The sequence below is a fragment of the Halarcobacter bivalviorum genome (assembly GCF_003346815.1).
GTDB lineage: Bacteria > Campylobacterota > Campylobacteria > Campylobacterales > Arcobacteraceae > Halarcobacter > Halarcobacter bivalviorum.
The window spans coordinates 2,607,280-2,629,296 of record NZ_CP031217.1 but is presented as its reverse complement, the minus strand read 5'-3'; the positions used below and the strand labels follow the sequence as shown (position 1 = coordinate 2,629,296).

At 27.7% G+C, this 22,017-nt stretch carries 29 protein-coding genes; 17 read left to right on the top strand and 12 right to left on the bottom strand.

All coding sequences use genetic code 11. The annotated features are described in order from the left end of the window. Positions 1-125: 125 nt before the first annotated feature. Both ABIV_RS13260 and ABIV_RS13255 read left to right on the top strand, forming a co-directional pair. A complete protein-coding gene (locus tag ABIV_RS13260; RefSeq protein ID WP_114840348.1) occupies positions 126-1,361 on the top strand; it encodes a BaiN/RdsA family NAD(P)/FAD-dependent oxidoreductase in 1,236 nt (411 codons plus the stop codon). 180 nt (positions 1,362-1,541) lie between these two features. Continuing rightward, the gene (locus ABIV_RS13255) at positions 1,542-2,606 is read left to right on the top strand and encodes a DUF4062 domain-containing protein (RefSeq protein WP_114840347.1); all 1,065 of its coding nucleotides are present in this window, start codon (positions 1,542-1,544) and stop codon (positions 2,604-2,606) included. 12 nt (positions 2,607-2,618) lie between these two features. Here the strand turns inward: ABIV_RS13255 and ABIV_RS13250 are convergent, their stop codons facing one another. The 5 genes from ABIV_RS13250 to ABIV_RS13230 all read right to left on the bottom strand — a co-directional run bounded on the left by ABIV_RS13250 (position 2,619) and on the right by ABIV_RS13230 (position 6,170). After that, the gene (locus ABIV_RS13250) at positions 2,619-2,807 is read right to left on the bottom strand and encodes a hypothetical protein (protein ID WP_114840346.1); all 189 of its coding nucleotides are present in this window, start codon (positions 2,805-2,807) and stop codon (positions 2,619-2,621) included. Then, the gene (locus tag ABIV_RS13245) at positions 2,808-4,946 is read right to left on the bottom strand and encodes a transporter substrate-binding domain-containing diguanylate cyclase (protein ID WP_114840345.1); all 2,139 of its coding nucleotides are present in this window, start codon (positions 4,944-4,946) and stop codon (positions 2,808-2,810) included. It abuts the gene before it with no gap. Between the two features lie 156 nt (positions 4,947-5,102). After that, positions 5,103-5,357 (bottom strand): hypothetical protein, encoded by a 255-nt coding sequence (locus ABIV_RS13240; protein ID WP_114840344.1) that lies wholly within the window; start codon positions 5,355-5,357, stop codon positions 5,103-5,105. A gap of 58 nt (positions 5,358-5,415) precedes the next feature. Next, entirely contained in the window at positions 5,416-5,835 is a 420-nt protein-coding gene (locus ABIV_RS13235; protein ID WP_114840343.1) for a MarR family winged helix-turn-helix transcriptional regulator, read from the bottom strand. Between the two features lie 86 nt (positions 5,836-5,921). After that, the gene (locus ABIV_RS13230; RefSeq protein ID WP_114840342.1) at positions 5,922-6,170 is read right to left on the bottom strand and encodes a transcriptional antiterminator Rof; all 249 of its coding nucleotides are present in this window, start codon (positions 6,168-6,170) and stop codon (positions 5,922-5,924) included. Positions 6,171-6,310: 140 nt separating this feature from the next. On the opposite strand from ABIV_RS13230, the gene dksA reads away from it, so the two are divergent. Continuing rightward, a complete protein-coding gene (gene dksA, locus ABIV_RS13225; RefSeq protein ID WP_114840341.1) occupies positions 6,311-6,691 on the top strand; it encodes an RNA polymerase-binding protein DksA in 381 nt (126 codons plus the stop codon). On the opposite strand, the gene ABIV_RS13220 is transcribed toward dksA, so the two are convergent. Then, a complete protein-coding gene (locus ABIV_RS13220) occupies positions 6,688-7,512 on the bottom strand; it encodes a bacteriohemerythrin (protein ID WP_114840340.1) in 825 nt (274 codons plus the stop codon). The genes dksA and ABIV_RS13220 overlap by 4 nt on opposite strands. Before the next feature lie 118 nt (positions 7,513-7,630). Here ABIV_RS13220 and ABIV_RS13215 point away from each other — a divergent pair, with 118 nt between their 5' ends. Further along, the gene (locus ABIV_RS13215) at positions 7,631-8,671 is read left to right on the top strand and encodes a CNNM domain-containing protein (protein ID WP_114840339.1); all 1,041 of its coding nucleotides are present in this window, start codon (positions 7,631-7,633) and stop codon (positions 8,669-8,671) included. A 31-nt stretch (positions 8,672-8,702) separates the two neighbouring features. Here the strand turns inward: ABIV_RS13215 and ABIV_RS13210 are convergent, their stop codons facing one another. Beyond that, a complete protein-coding gene (locus tag ABIV_RS13210) occupies positions 8,703-9,224 on the bottom strand; it encodes a rhodanese-like domain-containing protein (RefSeq protein ID WP_114840338.1) in 522 nt (173 codons plus the stop codon). A 192-nt stretch (positions 9,225-9,416) separates the two neighbouring features. On the opposite strand from ABIV_RS13210, the gene ABIV_RS13205 reads away from it, so the two are divergent. Together ABIV_RS13205 and ABIV_RS13200 are read left to right on the top strand one after the other, a co-directional pair. Continuing rightward, positions 9,417-9,800, top strand: a complete 384-nt coding sequence (locus ABIV_RS13205) for a hypothetical protein (RefSeq protein WP_114840337.1) — start codon at positions 9,417-9,419, stop codon at positions 9,798-9,800. Positions 9,801-9,882: 82 nt separating this feature from the next. Continuing rightward, positions 9,883-10,686 carry a DUF4405 domain-containing protein gene (locus ABIV_RS13200; RefSeq protein WP_114840336.1) on the top strand — a complete coding sequence of 268 codons (804 nt, stop codon included), beginning with the start codon at positions 9,883-9,885 and terminating at the stop codon, positions 10,684-10,686. Here ABIV_RS13200 and ABIV_RS13195 read toward each other — a convergent pair. Continuing rightward, positions 10,683-11,342 carry an HAD family hydrolase gene (locus ABIV_RS13195; RefSeq protein WP_228254310.1) on the bottom strand — a complete coding sequence of 220 codons (660 nt, stop codon included), beginning with the start codon at positions 11,340-11,342 and terminating at the stop codon, positions 10,683-10,685. The genes ABIV_RS13200 and ABIV_RS13195 overlap by 4 nt on opposite strands. A gap of 13 nt (positions 11,343-11,355) precedes the next feature. Further along, the gene (locus tag ABIV_RS13190; RefSeq protein WP_114840334.1) at positions 11,356-12,534 is read right to left on the bottom strand and encodes a YbfB/YjiJ family MFS transporter; all 1,179 of its coding nucleotides are present in this window, start codon (positions 12,532-12,534) and stop codon (positions 11,356-11,358) included. Positions 12,535-12,594: 60 nt separating this feature from the next. On the opposite strand from ABIV_RS13190, the gene ung reads away from it, so the two are divergent. Continuing rightward, positions 12,595-13,245 (top strand): uracil-DNA glycosylase, encoded by a 651-nt coding sequence (gene ung, locus ABIV_RS13185; protein WP_114840333.1) that lies wholly within the window; start codon positions 12,595-12,597, stop codon positions 13,243-13,245. After that, positions 13,239-13,637, top strand: coding sequence for a DUF695 domain-containing protein (locus tag ABIV_RS13180; RefSeq protein ID WP_114840332.1), 399 nt, complete (start codon positions 13,239-13,241; stop codon positions 13,635-13,637). The genes ung and ABIV_RS13180 overlap by 7 nt, the downstream gene beginning before the upstream one ends. Here ABIV_RS13180 and ABIV_RS13175 read toward each other — a convergent pair. Beyond that, on the bottom strand, positions 13,634-14,029 hold the full coding sequence (locus ABIV_RS13175) for a hypothetical protein (RefSeq protein WP_114840331.1): 396 nt from the start codon (positions 14,027-14,029) through the stop codon (positions 13,634-13,636). The genes ABIV_RS13180 and ABIV_RS13175 overlap by 4 nt on opposite strands. Positions 14,030-14,156: 127 nt before the next feature. On the opposite strand from ABIV_RS13175, the gene ABIV_RS13170 reads away from it, so the two are divergent. The 3 genes from ABIV_RS13170 to ABIV_RS13160 are packed head-to-tail and all read left to right on the top strand — an operon-like array spanning position 14,157 to position 15,633. After that, positions 14,157-14,399, top strand: coding sequence for a ComEA family DNA-binding protein (locus tag ABIV_RS13170; protein ID WP_114840330.1), 243 nt, complete (start codon positions 14,157-14,159; stop codon positions 14,397-14,399). Between the two features lie 60 nt (positions 14,400-14,459). Next, complete coding sequence (locus ABIV_RS13165; protein ID WP_114840329.1) at positions 14,460-14,873, top strand: YchJ family protein; 414 nt, start codon at positions 14,460-14,462, stop codon at positions 14,871-14,873. 19 nt (positions 14,874-14,892) lie between these two features. Continuing rightward, positions 14,893-15,633 carry a YaaA family protein gene (locus tag ABIV_RS13160; RefSeq protein ID WP_114840328.1) on the top strand — a complete coding sequence of 247 codons (741 nt, stop codon included), beginning with the start codon at positions 14,893-14,895 and terminating at the stop codon, positions 15,631-15,633. 27 nt (positions 15,634-15,660) lie between these two features. Here ABIV_RS13160 and ABIV_RS13155 read toward each other — a convergent pair whose 3' ends face one another. Beyond that, positions 15,661-16,938 (bottom strand): NAD(P)/FAD-dependent oxidoreductase, encoded by a 1,278-nt coding sequence (locus ABIV_RS13155; RefSeq protein WP_114840327.1) that lies wholly within the window; start codon positions 16,936-16,938, stop codon positions 15,661-15,663. Between the two features lie 10 nt (positions 16,939-16,948). Continuing rightward, positions 16,949-17,245, bottom strand: a complete 297-nt coding sequence (locus ABIV_RS13150) for a c-type cytochrome (RefSeq protein WP_114840326.1) — start codon at positions 17,243-17,245, stop codon at positions 16,949-16,951. 243 nt (positions 17,246-17,488) lie between these two features. Between ABIV_RS13150 and ectA the strand changes: the two genes are divergently transcribed. Genes ectA through ABIV_RS13120 form a run of 6 tightly spaced genes read left to right on the top strand, consistent with a single transcriptional unit; the run spans position 17,489 to position 22,002 of the window. After that, positions 17,489-17,977 (top strand): diaminobutyrate acetyltransferase, encoded by a 489-nt coding sequence (ectA, locus tag ABIV_RS13145; protein WP_114840325.1) that lies wholly within the window; start codon positions 17,489-17,491, stop codon positions 17,975-17,977. Between the two features lie 14 nt (positions 17,978-17,991). Continuing rightward, positions 17,992-19,272, top strand: a complete 1,281-nt coding sequence (gene ectB, locus ABIV_RS13140; RefSeq protein WP_114840324.1) for a diaminobutyrate--2-oxoglutarate transaminase — start codon at positions 17,992-17,994, stop codon at positions 19,270-19,272. A gap of 3 nt (positions 19,273-19,275) precedes the next feature. Next, entirely contained in the window at positions 19,276-19,671 is a 396-nt protein-coding gene (locus tag ABIV_RS13135) for an ectoine synthase (protein WP_114840323.1), read from the top strand. A 2-nt stretch (positions 19,672-19,673) separates the two neighbouring features. After that, a complete protein-coding gene (locus ABIV_RS13130) occupies positions 19,674-19,979 on the top strand; it encodes a hypothetical protein (RefSeq protein WP_114840322.1) in 306 nt (101 codons plus the stop codon). Next, the gene (locus ABIV_RS13125; protein ID WP_114840321.1) at positions 19,976-20,623 is read left to right on the top strand and encodes a winged helix-turn-helix transcriptional regulator; all 648 of its coding nucleotides are present in this window, start codon (positions 19,976-19,978) and stop codon (positions 20,621-20,623) included. Before ABIV_RS13130 ends, ABIV_RS13125 begins: the two co-directional genes overlap by 4 nt. A 14-nt stretch (positions 20,624-20,637) precedes the next feature. Beyond that, complete coding sequence (locus ABIV_RS13120; protein ID WP_114840320.1) at positions 20,638-22,002, top strand: aspartate kinase; 1,365 nt, start codon at positions 20,638-20,640, stop codon at positions 22,000-22,002. Positions 22,003-22,017: the final 15 nt, after the last annotated feature.

Below are 22,017 nucleotides of genomic sequence, written 5' to 3'. Positions count from 1 at the left end.
TATTTGTTATAATCCCCATTATATCAAAGTTATATGGAAGTATCAAGATATAAAAAAGCATATTTAATAAATAACTTTTTATACAATAAAAAAAATATAAAAAATTTTGAAAAAAAGAGTAATTCATGAGTAAAATTGCAATAATTGGTGCAGGAGCAGCAGGATTAATAGCTGCAATTACAGCAAAAAAAGATAATAATAGTTTAGAAATTGACCTATTTGATATAAATAATGCAATAGGAAAAAAGATTCTTGCAAGTGGAAATGGAAGATGTAATATCTCAAATATTAATGCAACAATAAATAACTATATAGGTGAAAATCCTACTTTTGTATCTTATGCTTTAAAACAATTTGATTTTAACTCTTTTAAAAAGTTTAGTAAATCACTTGGGCTTTTGCTTGATGTGAAGGAAGATGGTAAAGTTTACCCTTTATCAAATGAAGCAAAATCAGTAACTACACTACTTCAATCAAAACTTGAAAGCTTGGGTTTAAATTTTATTGGAGATACTAAAATAGTAAAGATAAAAAAAGAGGAGGGGAAGTTTACTCTTTTTTCAGATGAAAATGAGTTTAAAGCTTATGATAAAGTATTAATAAGCTCAGGCTTAGCAGCAGCACCTCAGTTAAACTCTACAGAGATAGGACTTGACCTTGCTAGTAGTTTTGGACACTCTTTTAATATGACTTACCCCTCTTTAGTTGGACTTCAAACAGATTTTGAGCATAAAACAAGATTGCAAGGAGTAAAAAAAGAGTCACTTGTAACACTTTATATAGATGGACAAAAAGAGAAAGAGATAGAAGGAGATGTTCTTTTTACTAAATATGGAGTCTCTGGTTTTGCAATTTTAGATATTTCTCAATATGCAGTTTATCCAATGGCTTTATATCAAGATGTACAAATAGCTATAAATCTCTTTCCTAAACAAAATAGGAATGAAGTTTTAGGAATGATAGAGTCTTTAATAAAATCTCTACCTGAAGAGAAACTAGAAAATATACTTAGTGGAATAGTTTCAAATAAATTAATTCCAGTAATAATAGATATGATAAAAGTAGATAAAGAGATAAAAGCAAAAGAGATAAATGCAAAACATATTAGAGCTATTGTAAATACTCTTATAAATCTTAGAATGAAAGTGATAGATACTCAAGGTTTTAAACACGCAGAAGCCAGTGGTGGCGGAGTTAGAACTGATGAAGTTGATGATAAAACTTTTGAGAGTAAGAAATGTGCAGGGCTTTATTTAGCTGGAGAGGTGCTGGATATTGTAGGGAATAGGGGTGGATACAATCTTCAGTTTGCTTGGGCTAGTGGTTACTTAGCTGGAAAGTCACTAGCAAGGGGAAAATAGTTCTTTTTGCAAATCTCTACGTTATTGTAAAAAATATTATAGTCATTTAGTTTAGTAAACTCCTACAATATTTTTTACTGCTTGCCTTGACCTTTACAAAAATTTACTATTTTCTTACTTTGTGACGTGATATGTGACAGTTTTTTGTTAACATTAAAAGAAATAAAAGTAGGAGTTTAAATGGCAGTTCCGAAAGTGTTTGTTAGTTCAACATGCTATGATTTAGGAGAAATTAGGGAACAGTTGCATAATTTCATTGAGTCTTTTGGTTTTGAAGCTGTACTAAGTGAAAATGGTGATATATTTTATCATCCAGATTTGCATACACATGAAGCATGTATAAAAGAAGTATCTAACTGTGAATTATTTATTCTTATTATTGGAGGACGTTTTGGTGGAGAATATATTGTTGATAAAACAAAGTCTATAACTAATGCTGAATATATTGCTGCAAAGAATAATAATATACCAATTTTTGCTTTAGTGAAAAAATCTGTTTATTTAAATCATCATATTTATAAAGAAAATAAAAATAAAGAATTTGTAGGAGATATTGGGTATCCTGCAATTGATAAGCAAGAGTATGCGTTAGATATATTTCAATTTATTGATGAAGTGAGAAGAGCTTCAACTAATAATGCTCTTGAGAGTTTTGATAGTTTTCAATCAATAGATAGTTACTTAAGAAAACAATGGGCAGGAATGTTTTTTGATTTTTTAAAAACTAGAGAAGTTAAAACTCAAATAGATGCCACAAATCATTTAGTTTCAGAAATTAATAATTCAAGCAAAAATTTAGAAGCATTAGTCAAGAGTTTATATCTATCTACTTCTGATAATAAGTCTTTGGCCGAGAAAGAAATAGAATCGATAGAAATTAATAGTTTGGTAGAAATGTTTTTTGATAGTGTATTATTTCCTTCATGGCAAAACTCAGAATATTATCCAATTGATCCATTAAAGTTTGATGTAAAAAAAATAGCTAAGATTTCCCCTAAGAGTCTCTCTTGGGATAAGTATTTAGTAAAAGTGGGACTGTTTGAATATGATAATATATCTAATGATGAAGATGAACTTGAAACCTATCTTCAGTGTGTAGTAAATACATATAGTAATAGGTACTTTTTACTTAATATAAAAGAGAGTATAGAGCATGAAAAGCTATTTGAAAAAGGTGTTAAAAATTCAACATTAAAACAAAGAGAGAAAGTATTAAATAGAATATTATTAAAGTATTCTAAATAGAATCTTTAAAGACTAAAATCTATCTCTTAAAACCTGCACTCTAGAAAGTTTACCAAGCTCAAACTTTCTAGAGTCACTATGTAAGATATTCTCTTCTATCTTTAAAGGCTTAACCTTTTTATATGATTTACCCTCATATGAAAAGCTAACATAGTTTTTATCTTCAACAGCTTTTTGTAAAAATCTTTGTTCTATAGTCATCTATTTGTACTCGATTTTATTCCTACCATTGTCTTTAGCTTGATAAAGTGCATCATCCGCTCTTTTTAAAATAGATTCAATGGTATCATCCTTTTGAGATATGGTTACTCCAAAACTTGCAGTTTTGTCTCCTACTTCATAAAACTTATGAGTAGAAATTTTTTCTTTAAAGATTTCCATCAATCTAAGTACTCCCTCTAAGCTTGATTCAGGACAGATAATTACAAACTCTTCTCCACCATATCGTCCTACAAAGTCTGTTTTTCTTCTATTTGTATTTAGGATATTAGCAATCTCTTTTAATACCTTATCTCCAACTTGGTGACCATATGTGTCATTTACTTCTTTGAATTTATCTATATCAACAATTGCTAAACCAAAGTTGTGGTTAAATCTTTCACTTCTATTTATCTCTATTTCTAAAAGTTCTTCTATTTTTCTTCTATTATATAAATTTGTTAGTTTATCTGTTGTTGCAAGTTTTTCTAACTCTTTATTTTTCTCTTCTATTTTTCTTTGTGCTTCTTCTAAAAGCTTGTTTGTTTTAATGATTTTTCTATTCCAATATATGACTAAAAGTATTACTATTAAAGAAGTAATAGCAATCTTCCATACAAGATCATAATTTACACCTTTTTCATATTTAATAGGAATCCATTTATGGAAAATTTCTCTATGAAGTTCATTTGTCATACTATTTATGGCTTTTTGTAAAATATTTAATAATGTAGTATCTTCTTTAACAACAGCCATTGATAACTTTAGTGTTTCAGAGATTTTCCCTGCAATTTTTAATTCTCCAAAATATTTTTGTTGAAACTCATAGCCTATACTTGCAAGGGTATCAATAAAACCAAAAAGCTCTCCTTTTTTTACTCTATCTAAACCTTCATTTATATTCTCAACTTCTACTAAGTCAAGAGAAGGATATTTTTGTCTTAATATCTTTACAAAAGCATCTCCTTTGATAATACCTACTTTTTCTCCTTCTAAATCTAAAATATGATTTATAAAAGGAACATCAACTTTTGTTGCTACAACTAAAGGGACATCTAAATAACTACTTGTAAAGTTTAGATATTTTTTTCTTTCATATGTTTCCATACCAAGGGCAAGCATATTACATTTGCCTTCTTTGATAAAAGTTATAGATTCATTCCAGTTTTTTGTTTTTACAAGTTCAAATTTAGCAGATAAGATTTTTTCAAATAAACTATAGTAATCTGAACTTATACCAGAATGTTCTTTTTCTTCATTTAATCCTTCAAAGGGTAAGCCATCAGGATTTATACAGTATTTGATAACTTTTGTGTTTAAATAAGCTTTTTCATCTTTATCAAGTTCAATATGTCCACCTTTATACTCTTTAATAGAGCCAATCCACTTAGTTACTAACTCTTCTTTCTCTTTTTTTGTAATAGAGTTAAGTCCTTTTTGTAAGATTGAACTCAAAATTGGTTTTTCTGGAATAATTCCTAATCTTAAGTCTTCTTTTTTTGTGTTTGGTAAAATAAGTTCACTTGCAAGTTTTAGATTTGAGTATAGGTTTTTTTTGATTAAGTAGTTAATATTTGTAAGATTTTGCATTAATGCATCAATCTTACCAAAAACTAAATCCTTTGTTAGTTCTTCATAAGTATCATAATAAACTAAATCTATAGTTCCCATTTTTTCTAGTTCTTTTATATAAAAAACATCTTTTAATACTCCTACTTTTTTACCTTCTAAACTTTTAATTCCTTTATATTCTCCAAAATCATCTCTTACAAAAATCATAATAGGAATATCATAATAAGAGCTAGTAAAAGTAGTAAATGGTTCTCTAAATTTTTTATATGAAATACTTGTGATTACATCAACTTCTTTATTTTTGAAAGCAGTATAGATTGTTGTCCATTTGTCTATTTTCTTTTCAAACATTAAGCCTGTTCTTTGAGATAATATATTTAATAATTCATGTTCAAACCCTACAGGAGTATTTTTTATATAATAAGAAAAGGGTGTAAAGTCAGGCATGATACCTACTTTTATTACAGGATTATTTTTTATAAACTCTTTTTCTTCTTCTGTTAAAGTGATAGTTTTTGCATTTAGTTGTATTGATAAGATAAAAAGAAATAGTATTAGTAGTCTCTTCATTTGTGCCCTTAATGAATTTATAAAAATTATAATACATATTATACATGAAGATACTTATAAGAAAAACAGAACTACTCTGGAGGAAGAAGTAGCTCTGTTACTTGACGGGTACAAAATTAAATTTGACTATATAGTCAAAAGATTAGTCAAAAAAAATTATTGATATTGATAATAATTGATATCTGCTGTAGGTTTACCATTAAACTCTACGATTCTATCAAGTCTAATAACATTTCCATCAGCAGTTTCCATAAATTCACTGTTATTTACATTTCTAAGGTCGACAATTTTAGAAGATACAGTAATCTCTTCTTTTTCTTTTACAAATGTAATATCACAATCAACTTTATTGTTAGCTGCTTCTTCAAACATGTTATATAAATCGCATGAAACCTGTACGTAATTATTCATAATCTACTCCTTATCATTTTTAGCACATAAAAGGACATCTATAAATATACATTTACATTTATAATTCTAGTTTGTCTAATATTTCAAAAAAGATTCTATGCTCTTCTTCTGTGATTTTAGAATTTAACCCTTCCCTAAAAGCTGTTACGTCAGCTAAGGTTTGTTCTAAAATCATTTCGCCTTTTTTAGTTAGCTTTATCTTATTGCTTCTTTTATCATTTTGAATATCACTTTCTCTAGTGATTAACTCTTTTTTTTCTAAAGAGTTTAATGAACGACTTATAGTTGTTTTATCTTTACCAAGAAGGTTCGCTATTTTTGTCTGATTTACATCAGGTTCATATTTTATGATTTCTAGCGTCGCTCTTTGTTCAATAGCAATATCATAAGCTGAAAGTATCCTGTTTAAGCTATTTACTACACTATTTGAACTTCTAATAAGTCTATACGCAATAGAGTCTTTCAATGCATAATTCATAAGGCTCCTTTTAGTTGCATATACAATTATTGCATATGCAACCTTTTTTTAAACTTAAACAAATTTAAGAAAAAATATTGATATATTTAACAATAATTTTTGTCTTTTGGAGAAATTCCATTGAAAAAAAGTATAAAATCTAATCTAATTTGTTGATTATTTTCAAGTATCATAAACTCTTCTTTTTGAATATTTTTTAAATCTATAACTTTAGAATTGATTATTTTTTGCTCTTCATTTTCGAGGTAAATAATCTCACAATTTAGCTTTTTAACTACCGCAGCTTCAAGTTCATCATAAAAGGCACAAGGTACAGGTGTATATTTTTTATTCATAGTAGCTCTTTAATAATTATTTTTATTTGATATTATACACAATCTTAGATTTCATCATAAATAAAGCAAAAAAATATAATAATGCTATTTATTTGCAACTAAGTTGCGGTATATTTAAGAAAAATATTTTAGGGAACAAAATGCCAAAAACTTTAAATCAAAAACAGATAGAAGAGATCAAAAGTCTTTTAGTACAAAATAAGATGACAATCGAGTCAACTTTAAACAATTTGTCGAACGAGCATGTAAATTTAAGTGAAATGGATTTAAATGATGAGGGTGATTTTGCTGCTGCAAGTAGAGATTATATTACTGATGTACATATTAAAAATCAACAACTTAGAGAGCTAAATTTAATTAATCACGCTTTAACTAAAATAGAAGATGGAAAATATACAGGTCTTTGTGAAATGTGTGATTCTGAAATTACAATCAAAAGACTTAGAGTAAAACCTCATGCAATGTATTGTATTGATTGCAGAGATTATATTGAAAAATCACAAGTAAAAAAAGCTGTTTAGTTATTACATAATTTAATCCAGGAAGTGATTTTTCTATCTTCTTGGATTATATGTTGTACTAATGATATATCGATTATTCTAGCTAACTCTTTTTCTAAAACATTCTGTTGCATAAATGAACTATCTCTTACAAAAAGAGTTAAATCATTAATTATTTTTTCATGACAAGCATGATGGTATTTCAGCTTAGGATAGTTTATTTTTTTCATAAACTCTTCTTCTCTTTGAAAATGTGTTTTCATATAAGAGTATAGTCTATTTAAAATATCTTTTATTTTCTCTTTTTTATTCTCATTTTGAGTAATATTAAAAGCTTCTGTTGCAATATCAAATAACTCTTTATGTTCCTCATCAATAAATTTTTCATGTACTAAATAATCTTTTTTCCAGCCAAAAGATTTTCTTAGGTCTTCAATTGGAGTTTTAAAAAGTTTTATTTTTTTGTCTTCAGTTATAATATGAGTTATAAAATACTCGTTGATAAATTCATTTAATTTTGAGTTTATCTCTTCAATTTCAAGACTATTAATATTGCTTATCATCTCTTTTAGAATATTAATTAGCTTTTTATGTATTAATTTGTGCTTAGCCAAATAGGGGTAGTTTATACTACTCATATACTCTTCTTCCGTCATAAAATGAGTAGAAACATATTGAAAAAGTTCTTTTATTATCTCTTTCAATGGTTCCATTTCAAAAGATGTAGCTTTTGTACTTGAAAGTTGATAGGCTTTTTTTGCTATGTTAAATAATTTTTTGTGTTCATTATCAATTTTAAAGTGACCAATATTATATTCAGTTTTCCAAATAAGCGCTTCCATAATTGCTCCTTTGCTGATAACAAAAAATGTTATAAAATAATATTACAATTAAAACCTTAAAGAATGTAAAATTATAAAAATTAGTATATAATTACTAAAAAAAATAGGATAAAACTAAATGTTGATGTTGATTTATTTTTTGATAGCTATAGGAGTATCTTTTTTATGCTCAATACTTGAAGCTGTTTTACTTTCAATAACTGCTTCACATATTGAAATTGTAAAAAAAGAGAATAATAGTTTAGGCTCTTTAATGGAGCATCAAAAAAGAAATATTGATTTTTCTATTGCAGCAATTTTAACTTTAAATACGTTTGCACATACTTTAGGTGCAGCAGGTGTTGGAGCAGAGGCTGCAAAAATGTTTGGTGATGAGTATATGTTTTATATCTCAGCAGTTTTAACAATTTTGATTCTTGTTCTTTCTGAGATTATTCCAAAGACTTTAGGTGCATATTATTGGAAAAATTTAGCAGGGTTTGCAACAAGAGCAATTAAGGTATTAGTTTTTATAACATATCCAATTTTAGTTGTAATGAACAAAATTACTACATATATAACGCCTGCAAAAAAAGAGACAATTACAAAAGATGAAATTTTAGCAACAGCTTCAATTGCTGAGAAAAAAGGTATATTAAGAGTTAAAGAAACAGCAGTGATTGAAAATCTTTTAAAATTAAATGAGATAAAAATAAAAGATATTTTTACTCCAAGATCTGTTGTATTTAGTGTACAAAAAACTGCTTTTTTAAATAGTTTTACAGATAGAAGTAGTGTAGATTTAGAGAAGTTTAAAGAGTATTCAAGAGTTCCTATTTATGATGCAGATATTGATGATATTATTGGGATAGTTATTTCAAAAGAGTATTTTCATGAGTTATTAGAAAATAAGTATGAAAATAAAGAGGATTTAATAAAACCTGCGCAAAGAGTAAATGAAAATATCGCTATTTCTAAATTAATAGATATGTTCCTTACAAAAAATGAGCACCTTTTTATTGTTACTGATAATTATGAACAAACAGAGGGTGTTGTTACTTTAGAAGATGCTTTAGAGTCACTTCTTGGTGCAGAGATTGTTGATGAGCTTGATAGTAATGTAGATTTGAGAGAATTAGCAAAAATGAAAATGAAAAATGCGAGAAGAGTTTTAGCTTAATTTCAAAAGGGGAAACTTCCCTTTTTGAAATCTATTTTTTACTTTTACAATGTTCTGCGTAGAAGTTACCAAATTTAAGACCAGTTCCACCTTTGTCTTTTTTAACTGTATATTTAGTAACAACAGGATTACACTCATCAATCCAAGAGTATAAATCATAAACCTTTACTTGATTAAATCCCATTTTTCTAATTGTTTCTGCTTCAATAGATGCTCTTGCTGCGGAGTTACATACTATAATAAGATTTGGTTTTATAAACTTATCTTCCATATCAAGAGCATGAAGTGCAAGACCTTTTTCAGGAGCTTGTCTTCCTATTCTCACTGAACCTTTAATATGTGCTGCTGCCCACTCTTCCATAGTTCTAACATCTGCAACTAACCAGTCTTTTGCTTTTAAAGCTTTTTGTACTTCTTCAGTTGTAGCATATGTCCCAGCTTTTTTATTTTCCTCTTTTAGTTTTGAACTAAGCTCTTCATAGCTAATAAAATCAGCTGCAAATAAAGAACTAGAAGCAACTAAAAGCCCTAATAATAAACCTTTAAATTTCATTACTTTTCCTTATGATTAAATTATTAGTATTATAAATAATAGTTATTTATGTATACCTTAAAATAAACTTAATCTTATTTATGATAATTATTAATTTTAGTTATAAGTCAATTAAAGAAATAGCTTTTTTTATTTGTTCTTTATTCTTATGTACTATAATTACATATTTTATTTTATGACATAGGGAACAAAATGGATAATAGTGATTTAACAAAACAACCTGAAACTAAGTTTGAAAAAAAGCTTGTACAGGATGCATACAATGTAAATGTAGCTTTTTATGTTCACCTAAAAGAGTATAACAATTCAGTAAGAGATGAATTAGAAAAAAGACTTGAAGAGGTGTTTTTCTATTCAAGAGGTGTTGAATGGAAGTTTGATAGTTTTGGAATAGAAAAAGCAGGAAAAAGAAGTAAAAATATTGTAGGCTTTTTTATTTTTAGAACAGCAAATATTACAGAGCTTAAAAAGCTTTTTAAAGAGTATTTTGAAGATTATGATAATGCAATCAAAATTACTTGTTCAGTTGCAGAGTACAAAAAAACTGACGAAACTTTTTTTGAGTTAGATGTATAACATCTGACTCTCTTTCTTATATATAACTTATCTTTTTAAAATAGTTTGGAATATAATAAACTTATAGATGAAGGAGTTTATTATGAGTCTTAAAAAAATCACTTCCTTAACAATGTTATTATCAATGTTTCTTATGACTTATACAGGAATAATGTTGTTTATTTCTCCCCCTGGAAGAGTTGCAAAATGGTCAAATTGGGAGATTTTAGGATTAGGAAAAGAAGAGTATGCCCAAGTGCACTCAACTTTTATGGTTCTGTTTATCATAGCTACAATTTTGCATGTTTATTATAATTGGAAACCTATGATTAGTTATATGAAAAATAAAGCAAAGGTAGTAATTATATTCACAAAAGAGATGGCTGTAGCTTTTGTAATAACATTACTATTTTTAGTAGGTACTTTATATGAAATTTCTCCTTTTTCAACTTTTATAAATTTTGGAGAAGATATAAAAAATTCATGGGAACAAAAATATGAAAAAGCTCCATATTCTCATGCTGAATTATCTACCTTAGAGGAGTTTTCTTCAAAATTAGGTTTTGATTTAAATAGAAGTATGGAAATATTAAAAGCTAATAATATTGAAGCTGATGAGATGGATACTTTAAAAGAGATAGCTAAAAACAATAATATTAGTGCGCAAAAAGTTTTCTCATTATTAAGTGAAAAACAAAAAAGTACTATTTCAAAAGCTGAGAGTTTAACTGGCTTAGGAAGAAAAAATATCTCTGAGTTATCAAATGATTTAGGTATTACAGCTAATGAGTTAATAGAGAAACTAAAAACAGTAGGAATAGAAGCAAAAAGTGATGATAAGTTTAAAAGCTTATGTGAAGAAGTAGGTAGAACACCTAGAGAAGTAATAGAAGAGTTAGGTTTTTAACTCTTCTTTATTAATTCAAAAATATCAAGTGGAGTTTTTACAATATGGTCTGCTCCATTTTCGATTAACTCTTTTGTTCCTCTGAATCCCCAAGAAACACCAACTGCTTTCATATTTGAATTTTTTGCTGTTTTCATATCAACATCACTATCTCCAACAAAGTAGATATTTTCACAAGTAAGCTCTAAAGCCTTTGCAATCTCTAGTGCAGCATGTGGATGTGGTTTTTTAGGTACATCATCTTTTGAGCCATGAACTTCTAAAATATTTGTATATTTTGGAAAAAATTCATTTACATATTTTATTGTAAATTCATGGGGTTTATTTGATAGAATAGCTACTTTTATCTCATTTTCATGTAATAAGTCTAATAAGTCATAAATACCTTCATATGGTTTTGTATTATAATGAAACTCTGAATCATATACTTGTTTAAATCTTTTAAGTACTTCAATTGCCATCTCATTTGAGGAGTCTTTAGGAATAGCATTGTTTACTAAAACTTCAGCTCCTCCACCTACAAAATATTTATACTCTGTAATCTCATGTATCGGTAGGTTAAACTCTTTTAAAACAATATTTGAACAAAGAGCAATATCTGTTAAAGAGTCAATAAGTGTTCCATCAAGGTCAAAAATAAAACCATTATTTTTCAAGGTAATTTCCTTCTTAAGTTTTAGATACTATTTTATCTTTTGAAAATATAAAAGAGATAAAAACAGTAATTAATGTTAAAAATGAAGTAATCATAAATACATCTGAATAATCTTTTGAAATATCATGAATAAGTCCTGCAATAAAAGGACCAAAGGCTTGTAAGATAGCAAAAAGAATAGTTACAAAAGAGAAAACTTTTGCAGTCATTTTTTTATCAAACTCTATAGAACAAAGTAAAGTCACAAGAGAAGGAATACTCCATACAGAAATACCAAAGAAAATAGCAGAAAGCCAAATAGAATATGAAGGCAAAGAAAAGGCTAATGTTGCATGGGCAATTGTTTGTAAAAGATATACAAAAATAAGTGTTTTATATGCTCCTATTTTATCTGCAATTGTTCCAAAAAGAATACCTGAGAAAATACTCATAAAGCCTAAAAGAGTCCAAAAATTTCCAGATATTTGAGTTGAAAAATCATATTTTTCTATAACTGCACTAACAAAAAAAGTTACATAAATTGAGTATGAAAATCCAAATACCATATAAACAAAAGCAATTTTCCAAAAGCTTGAAGTGAATAAAAACTCTTTTGTTTTAAAATTTATATCTGAAATTGTGTGATTAGCATGTTTTTTAATTCCAGGTTGTGAGAAGAAACTTACAAGAACAAGAATTAAACAGAAAACTAACCAAGCAGACTCCCACGGAACATCTTTAACTAACTTTTGAGTAAAAGGCACAATTTGTCCACTTAAAACAATTGCTAAACCACTTGCACTTACAATAATACCTAAAGCTTTACCTCTAACATTTTTAGGAATAACATTTGAAATATAAGCCATAATAGCAATATTTGAAATTGCAGAAAAGAAACCACTAAATGAATAGAAAAATGAAACTAAAATATAATTTGTAGTTAATATCATTAAAAACATAGAAAAGGCTTGTAATAAAATAGTAGTAAAAACTAATCTATGCGTAGAAAATTTTCTATAAAGATAGTTTGCAAAAAAGATACCAACGAAATATCCAATAAAGTTTGAAGTTCCTATAAATCCAGCTTGAGTAGTTGAGATATTTAAACTCTCTTGTAAGTTTGGAAGTACCATTCCAAATGAGAATCTTCCAAAACCTAAACAGGCTAAGATTACTAAAAATGAGGCAATAATAGATTTTATATATGGTTTCATTTCACAGGCTTTTTTTAAATTTAATCTGCAATAATACACTTTTATAATTAAAGGTAAATAATGAAAAGTTGGGATGATATTTTAAGGCTTGAAAAAAGCAAAGATTATTATAAAGAGTTAGAAAACTTTTTAGAAAAAGAGTATGCTACAAAAAAGATATTTCCTCCAAAAGAGTTGATTTTTAATGCTTTCGAAAAAACAAGTTTAGATAAGATAAAAGTAGTTATTTTAGGTCAAGACCCTTATCATGGAGAAGGACAAGCACAAGGCTTCTCTTTTTCTACCCCAAGTAATATAAAAAATCCACCCTCAATGCAAAACATTTTAAAAGAGATAAAAGATGATACTAGTGTTGATTCTATTTGTCTTGACGGAGATTTAACTTCTTGGGCACAACAAGGAGTACTTCTTTTGAATGCTATTTTAACAGTGGAAGAAGCAAAACCTAAGTCCCATGAAAAAAAGGGCTGGGAAAACTTTACAGATAATATAATTAAATATATTTCAAGTTCATGTGAAGATATTGTTTTTATTTTATGGGGTGCTCCAGCAATTAAAAAATCAAAATTAATAGATGAAACAAAACACCATATTTTAACTGCTCCTCATCCAAGTCCTTTGTCTTCATATCGAGGTTTTTTTGGATGTAAACACTTTTCTAAAACAAATGAAATATTAAAACAAAAAGGAAAGGAGCAAATACAATGGTAATAGATGAAAATAGCTGGGAATTAAAAAGTACAGATAATATAAATCAGTTATTAAGAGTTAAAAAAGAGCTTGATTTAGAAGGTTTTGATAATCTACTTATTGTAAAACATAATTTCCATGTAGCAGATGATATTATGTTTCCTGACCCAGCATGTTTGTCATTTTTTGCAGCTTTTGAAAAAAATCTTTTAGAAGAATTAGAGTTAAAAGAGCAGTTAAAACTTTGTGCAGTTGATATAAAAGAGGGTCTAATGAGATTTTATATCTATTGTAAAAACTATGAAGATACGATAACAAAACTAATTGAATTTTTAAAAACTAGTAGGTTATATGAGTGTGAATTTGAAGTTATATTAAATGACAAAGGGTCTAGATTAAAAAATTTAATCTAGTTTCCCTTATCTAATGCTGTAAGAAAATTTATAAAGTTTCTATTGTGAATTTTGTTTACTTGCATAAAGATGAAAGCTACAACAATTACATTTAAGTGAATCATTGCTTCTTTAAAGTCTAAAAATGCTAAAAGTACACCTGCAATTAAAATAAATACTGGATATGCAAGTTTAATTCTTTGTTCATCTCTTGCAAATAGTACTTGATAATCTTTTAAATTTGTTTTTATAAAAGATTTATCTTCACTTGTAAGTTTCTTTTTCTCTTTTAACTCATTTAATTCTTTTAATACATCAAGTTTCTTTTTGTATTGATAATACTTTACAAAAATCATAACTAAGATGATTAAAGAGATTAAATTAGATATTAACTCTAGTGGTAATTGTGCCATAATTTCTTTTTCCCCTTTGATTTACAAGATTTTAGTATATTTGACTTTATAATTAAATAATATCACTTTAAATAAAATTAAATATTATTTATATATAATTAATTAAATTATTTAAAAGGAGTTGAATATGAAAAAAATATTCTTTGGTCTAGTGTTGAGTTGTGCATTTTTATTTGCATCAATAGATCTGAACAGTGCTACAAAAGATGAGCTCATGCAAATAAAAGGAATAGGTGCTAAAAAAGCAGAAATGATTATTGATTTTAGAAAAAAACAAAAAATCAATAAAGCAGAAGATTTAATGGGTCTAAAAGGCTTTGGTAAAGGCTTAATTGAGAATATAAAAAATGAAGTAAAAGATAAGGAGTAACTCTCCTTATCTTTTAAGAAAGGAAATTTTCTGCTAAAATACAAATAAAAAGGGGTTAGTATGAAAATTTCTGGTAATTCTTTCTGTCCTTGTGGTAGCCAAAAAAAATACAAAAAATGCTGCCGTATCTTCCACTTTGGGGAAACTCCTTCAACTGCATTGGAGTTGATGAAATCAAGATATAGTGCTTATGTTGCAAATAATCCAGAGTATATAATTAATACAACTCATAAAGAGAACTCTGATTATACAACAAATATTCAAGAGTGGAAAAACTCTATAAACAGTTTTTCAAAATATAGTGACTTTAAAAAGTTAGAGATTATTGATTTTATCGACGGTCAAGAAGTAGCTTATGTAACTTTTAAAGCCACTATATTTCAAGGTGCAATTGATTCTTCTTTTATTGAAAAAAGTAAATTTATTAAAGAAGAAAATAGATGGTTGTATCATAGTGGAGAATTTATACAATAAAATTAAAAGGTAAATAAATATGAAGATACTATTAGCTCCAGCTGAGACAAAAAATAGTGGAGGAGATGATAAACCTTTTTGTAAAGAGAATTTCTTTTTAGAAGAATTATTCGATAAAAGAGAGAATATATTTAAAATATATGAAGAGTTTGTTTCTAGTTCTTCTCTTGAAGAATTATCAAAATGGTTTGGTTTAAAAAAGCTTGAAGAAGTAAAAAAATATCAAGATAGCTTAAAGGATAAAGTAACAATGAAAGCTATTATGAGATATGATGGAGTTGCTTTTGATGCTTTAGCTTATAAAAGTTTAGATAAAAATACTCAAAAATATATTGATGAAAATGTTTTACTTTTTTCTAATCTTTTTGGACCAATAAAAGCAGATGATTTAATCCCTGATTATAAATATAAACAAGGAGCAAAACTTCCAAATGTAAATGTAGAGAAGTTCTATTTAGATAATTTTACAGATAGTTTAGATAGCTTTATCGGTGAAGAAGTTATAGATTTAAGAGCTGGATTTTATGAAAAATTTTATAAAGTAAAAGAAGCAAAGGTTTTAACTTTTAAATTTATTAAAGATGGAAAAGTAGTATCTCATTGGGCAAAGTTTTATAGGGGAAAATTACTTCAAGAAATAGCAAAAAATAGTATAAAAAATCATAGTGAGTTTATGCAAATGCAAATACCAGGCTTAAAATTAGAAGAGATTCAAGAAAAGAAAAATATTAAACTTTTAATAATGAGTATTGAAGATTAAGATAAGTACTCAAAAGAGTACTTTATCTTAAAGAAAAATATCAGCAGTTTGATTTTGATACCAACCAACAGCATATTCAGCCTCTAAGGCTCTAAATGTGGCATCAGCACCCATAGGACTTAATCCACCAGCTCCTGGAACTGTTTTAATTTCATCTTCATGTGCTTCATACACGGCAGCAACAGTAATTCCATAATTTGGTGCAATTAAACTATAACAAGTATTAGCTAATTTTGGAGGATTTACCACAGGTTTATCTTTTAATAATCTTGTAATTTGTAAAGCTGCAATTTTAGCTTGAGAATTTGCAGAGAAACCAGATTTTGGCATCTTACTAGCAATTGCTGCATCTCCAATTACGTGTACATTTTTAACAAGTCTTGATTCAAATGTTTTTGTATTAACAGGACACCAATCTCCTTTTGTTAATCCCGAATCAAAAGCAAGTTGTCCAGCTTTTTGTGCAGGGATATAGTTTAAAACATCAGCTTTTACAACTTCATCTTCTGTTTTGATTTCTAGTTTTTTAGGGTCAACTGAAATAACTTTTCCACCAAATTCTGCACTTCTCCACTCAATCATATCTCCATAAAGTTTTTCCCAACCTTCTTGGAATAATCCTTGTTTAGAGAATTTATTTTTTTGGTCTAAAATTATGATTTTTGAGTTAGGTTTATTATTTTTTAAGTAGTGTGCAACTAACGATACTCTTTCATATGGTCCAGGAGGACATCTAAATGGATTTTCAGGTGCAACCATTACATAAGTTCCCCCATCTTGCATACCCTCTAATTGTTCTCTTAATAAAGTAGTTTGTGCTCCTGCTTTATAAGCATGAGGTGCATAGTGTTCAGAACCTTCAACATAACCTTTTTCATATTTGAAATCAATTCCTGGAGCTACAATAGCTCTATGATAAGCAATAACTTGACCATTTTCTAAGATTACACTATTTGTAGTTCCATCTACTTTTTTTACTTTTTCATGGATTACTTGTATCTTATATTTTTTTTCTAAAGTTTTGTAATCATGTTTGATATATTCAATATCATTTAATCCAGCAATTACAGTATTTCCAAATGGACAAGTATAATATTCTTTGTTTTGTTCAATTAAGATAACTTCTGTTTCTGGAGAGAATTTTTTAAGGTATTTCGCTGCAGTCGCACCACCAAAACCACCTCCAACAATAACTACTCTTTTTCTATCTTTTGGTAAAGCTACATTAGTAATACTACTACAAGCAGCAAATGAAAGAGCAATAGAGCTTACAAGTACTTTGTTAAAATGTCTTCTATTTATCATCTTTAATCCTTTATCTTTCTACTTTAGAAAAGTAATAAGAGATTTGTTCTAACTCTGCATCAGTAAAACCTTTTACATGTTTTTGCATCATTGTTCCAGTTCTTTTTCCATTCTTATAATCAAGTAATGTTTGGTACATGATTGTTTTACCCATACCTGCAATATATGGAGTAATAGTAGTAGATTTCCCATCAGTCCCATGACATGATGCACACGAAAGTGATAACATTTTTCCTTGTAAAGCATCATACTCTACAGCATAGCTAAAGCTACATAGACAAAATAGTGCTATGATAAACTTTTTCATTTGTGCCCCTTTTTTAGTGATTAATTTCCCATGGCTTTAAACAAAGCTCTAAATAATAATATTTATTTTTTCTTAAGCGAATATAAATTTCAAAAATTATAAGAATCCAAATTTATATAAAAAAACATTATTACTAAGTTTAATATAAGTTTCATATGTTATAAATTAACACATATGATGTAAAAAATATACATATTAAATGTAAAATAAAATCATATATTAAATTTATTAAAGGAGTACAATGTGTCAATAAGTGAAATAAAAATTTGTAAGCCTAAAAGAGGACAAGCAAGTCAAATTTACAAACTTGTTGAAAAAACAAAGGTATTAGATTTAAATTCAGAATATCTTTATTTACTTCAAACAACCCATTTTAAGGATGTTTGCTCAGTTGCAATATATGAAGATAAAGTAATTGGTTTTGTATCAGCTTATATGATACCAACTGAACCAAATACTCTGTTTATCTGGCAAGTCGCAGTAGATGAAGCTTATAGAGGTAATGACTTAGCAAGAAGATTGATAATGGAGATACTCCAAAGGGATGAATTAAATGTGAATTATTTACATACAACAGTTTCGCCAAGTAACAAATCTTCAATTAGAGTGTTTGAAAAAGTAGCATCTTTTTATAAAACAGAGATGTTAAATGAAGAGTTTTTTGAGAGTAGTGATTTTTTAAATCAGCATGAAAAAGAGGTTTTATATAAAATAGGACCATTTAATAAATAAAAAGGGTAAAGAGTATGAGAATTTTTGAGAATTTAGAATCAGAGGTAAGAGGTTATATAAGAAGTTTTCCCACGATATTTAGTACAAGTAAGGGAGCAAAATTAACAGATGAAAATGGAAGGGAATTTGTTGATTTTTTTGCAGGTGCAGGAACTTTAAACTATGGACATAATAATGAACATATAAGTAGTGCTTTAATTGAGTATTTACAAAAAGATGGAATTGTTCATGGGCTTGATATGGCAACAACTGCAAAAAAAGAGTTTATAGAGACTTTTGAAAATTTAATTCTAAAGCCAAGAAATCTTGATTATAAGTTACAGTTTACTGGACCAACAGGAGCAAATGTAGTTGAGACAGCACTTAAACTTGCAAGATTAGTAAAAGGAAGAAGTAATGTAGTTGCCTTTACTAATGGTTATCATGGTTTATCACAAGGGGCATTGGCTGTTACGGGAAATAATGAGTACAGAGATGAGAGTTATATTAGTAGGGCAAATGCTACTTTTATGCCTTTTGACGGATATTTTGGAGATTGGAATACATTAGAGTATTTTAGAAAGTTTTTAGAAGATGGAAGTAGTGGAGTTGATATTCCAGCAGCAGTTATTTTAGAGACTATCCAAGGAGAAGGGGGCATAAATGTTGCTTCAAAAGAGTGGTTACAAGAGTTAGAATCACTTTGTAGAGAGTATGATATTTTATTAATTGTTGATGATATTCAAGTAGGTAATGGAAGAACTGGAAATTTTTTCTCTTTTGAGTTTGCAGGAATTAATCCAGATATGGTAACTCTTTCTAAATCAATTGGTGGTGGACTACCTATGTCTTTACTTCTATTTAAACCAGATTTAGATCAATGGAAACCAGGAGAACATACTGGAACATTTAGAGGAAATAATTTAGCCTTTGTAGCTTCAAAAGTTTCACTTGAAAACTATTGGCAAAATGATGATTTATCAAATGCAGTATTTTACAAAGAGAAAATTTTAAAAGATAGATTAGAAAAAATTATGAAAAAATATGAAGGTGAATATAAAATTGAACTAAGAGGACGAGGTTTAGCTTATGGGTTAGAGTTTAAAGATGATGCTTCAATTGCAGGAGAAATTTCTTCTTATGCCTTTGAAGAAGGCTTAATCGTAGAAACTTGTGGTAATCAAGACCAAGTAGTGAAATTTTTACCTCCTTTAGTGATAGATGAAGAGACTTTAACTGATGGTTTAAACAAATTAGAAAAAGCGATTGATAGATTATTTAAAGATAAAAAAGCAAAATTAACAGGAGAGTTTTAATTTATGATAGTAAAAGATATTAAAAAAGATGTAATAGGTACACAAAGAGAAGTATTTGCCGAAGGTGAGCAATGGGTTAGTAGAAGAATGCTTTTAAAAGATGAAGGAATGGGTTTCTCTTTTCATGAAACAATTATTAAAGCAAATACAAAAACACATATACATTATCAAAATCATCTTGAAGCAGTTTATTGTGTAGCAGGAAATGGAAAGATAGAAGATTTAACAACAGGAAAAGTTCATGAAATTTATGATGGGGTTATGTATGCTTTGAACAATCATGATGACCACAATCTTTATGGAGGAAGTGAAGATATGAGACTTATTTGTGTCTTTAATCCACCAATAAAAGGAACAGAACACCATGATGAAAATGGAGTTTATCCTTTAGAGGATTGATTGTGCAGTTTATTTATATAAAAAATTATCTAAATATACCAAGAGAAAAAAAATTTCAATTTATGAAATATCTTTATAGCTTTGATGAATTTAAAGTGATTAATCAAAAAATCATTTTAAATGATAATGCCTTAGCAATAGAACTGGATAAAACCTCCTCTTTTTATAAAGCAAAAGAATTAATAGATAAGTTTTTACAAGAGTATAAAGAAATAGACTCATTTTTTATAGATTCTTTAGTTATAGAAGATAAAACATTACTTCTTAAAAGAAAACATAAGGTAGTTAGAAAGGTTGATTTAAGATGAGACTATTAGCTTATAAAGTAGATAAAAAGCTATTGAACTACTTAGATGAAGAGCAGTTATATATTGTAGATATAGCAGAAGATATTAGTGATGCAATATATCATAGTGAAGTAAGATACTACAATCTTATTATGGTTGAATGTAATAACTACTTTAATTGTAAAAAGATATTAAAAGGTATAAATACAAGAGTTACTGCCGTAATATTCTTAGTAGAAGAATATAGTAAAGAGTTAGAGATAAAACTTTTAAATAATGGAGCACTCTTTGTAATAAAAAAAGCTGCTTCAAAAGAGTATCTTTTAGCAAAGATTGAATCTATTCATAGAGATAATTTTAAAAAAGAACTTCTTTATAAAGATAATTATAGAGCCAACTTAGAAGAGAGAACTTTGGTTAGTGATGAGAAAAAAGTAACTTTTAAAGGGAAGTCATTTTCTATTTTAAGTTATTTGATTAAAAATAGATATAGAGCTCCTATTTCAAAAGATGAATTACTACAAGCAAATTGGGATGAACCAGAGATGGTATCTGATAATGTGATTGAAGTTAATATTAATGCAATTAGAAACTCTTTGAAAAAAGAGTTTAATGAGAACTTTATAGAAACAGTAAGACATAGAGGTTATAAAGTAAGTATTTAAATAAAAGGGGAAGAATGAAAATAAAAGTATGTAAGTTTGGGGGAAGTTCCGTAAAAGATGCCTCCCAAATAAAAAAAGTTTTTAATATTGTAAAAAGTGATGAGAAAAGAAGAGTTATTGTTGTTTCAGCTCCAGGAAGAGATGAAAAATATGATGAAAAAATAACTGATCACTTACTAAATATTTCAACTAATGGAAACCATTTTAGTGAACAAAAAATAGATATCTCTTCAAAGCAAAGCTTTGAAACAATCATTCAAAAGTTTGAACAACTTTGTGAAGCTTTAGGTATTGAAAAAAAAGAATTAATTGACTCTTTAATCAAAGACTTGAACAATAAAACTTTAAAAAATGAGAAAAGAGATGCTTTCTTTTTATCAAGGGGAGAACATTATAACGCAAAACTAATTTGTGAATATATGAAAAAAAATGGATTAAATATTAAACTTATGCTTCCTGAAGAGTTTGGTTTTATTCTAAGTTCAGATTATTGTGATGGAAAGGTTATAGAAAAAACATATCTTAATATAAGTGAATACTTTAATTTTCAAAAAGCTGATTATTATATGGTTCCTGGTTTTTATGGAATTACAGAAGACAAAGAGATAGCAGTGATGAGTAGAGGTGGCTCTGATTTGACAGGAGGAGAGCTAGCTTATGCTTTAGATGCAGACTCCTATGAAAATTGGACAGATACAAATGGAGTATATGAAGTAGACCCTAGAGTAATAGAAAATGCTAATGTGATACCAAGACTTACTTTTAAAGAGTTAAGACTATTAAGTTCAAAAGGCTTCAATGTTTTTCATTTTAATGCTATGTTAAATTGTAAGAAAAGCAAAATCCCTATAAATATTAGAAGTACAAACAATCCAGAGCATGAAGGAACTTTGATTTTAAATGAAAGAGTACCTATGGAAGATTTAGTAGGAATTGCAAAACTAGATAATATGGCTGCAATACATCTACAAAAAGATATGCTTGCTGATGAGATAGGTTTTACTGCAGAACTTCTTAAAATCTTTAGTGAGTTTGGAATAAATACTTATCACTACCCAACAGATAAAGATGATATTTCTATTTTAGTAGAGCAAGAAGATTTAAAAGGGAATATTAATAATTTACGAAGAGAGGTAGAAAGAAGATTAAAAACTGATAATATTTATGTAACTTATAATCTTTCAATAATTACTTTAGTTGGAATAGGCTTAAAAGAGAATGCTTTTGCAATAGTTGATGCAATTACTGCTTTAAAGCAACAGAATATCTCTTTTGAAATGTTTGATATGAGTCCTTCAAAAATATCTTTTCATCTGGGTGTTTCTCAAAATGTTTCAGATATTGCTCTTAAAACACTTTATAAAAAAATGTTGCTCTAAATAAAAAGGAAAATA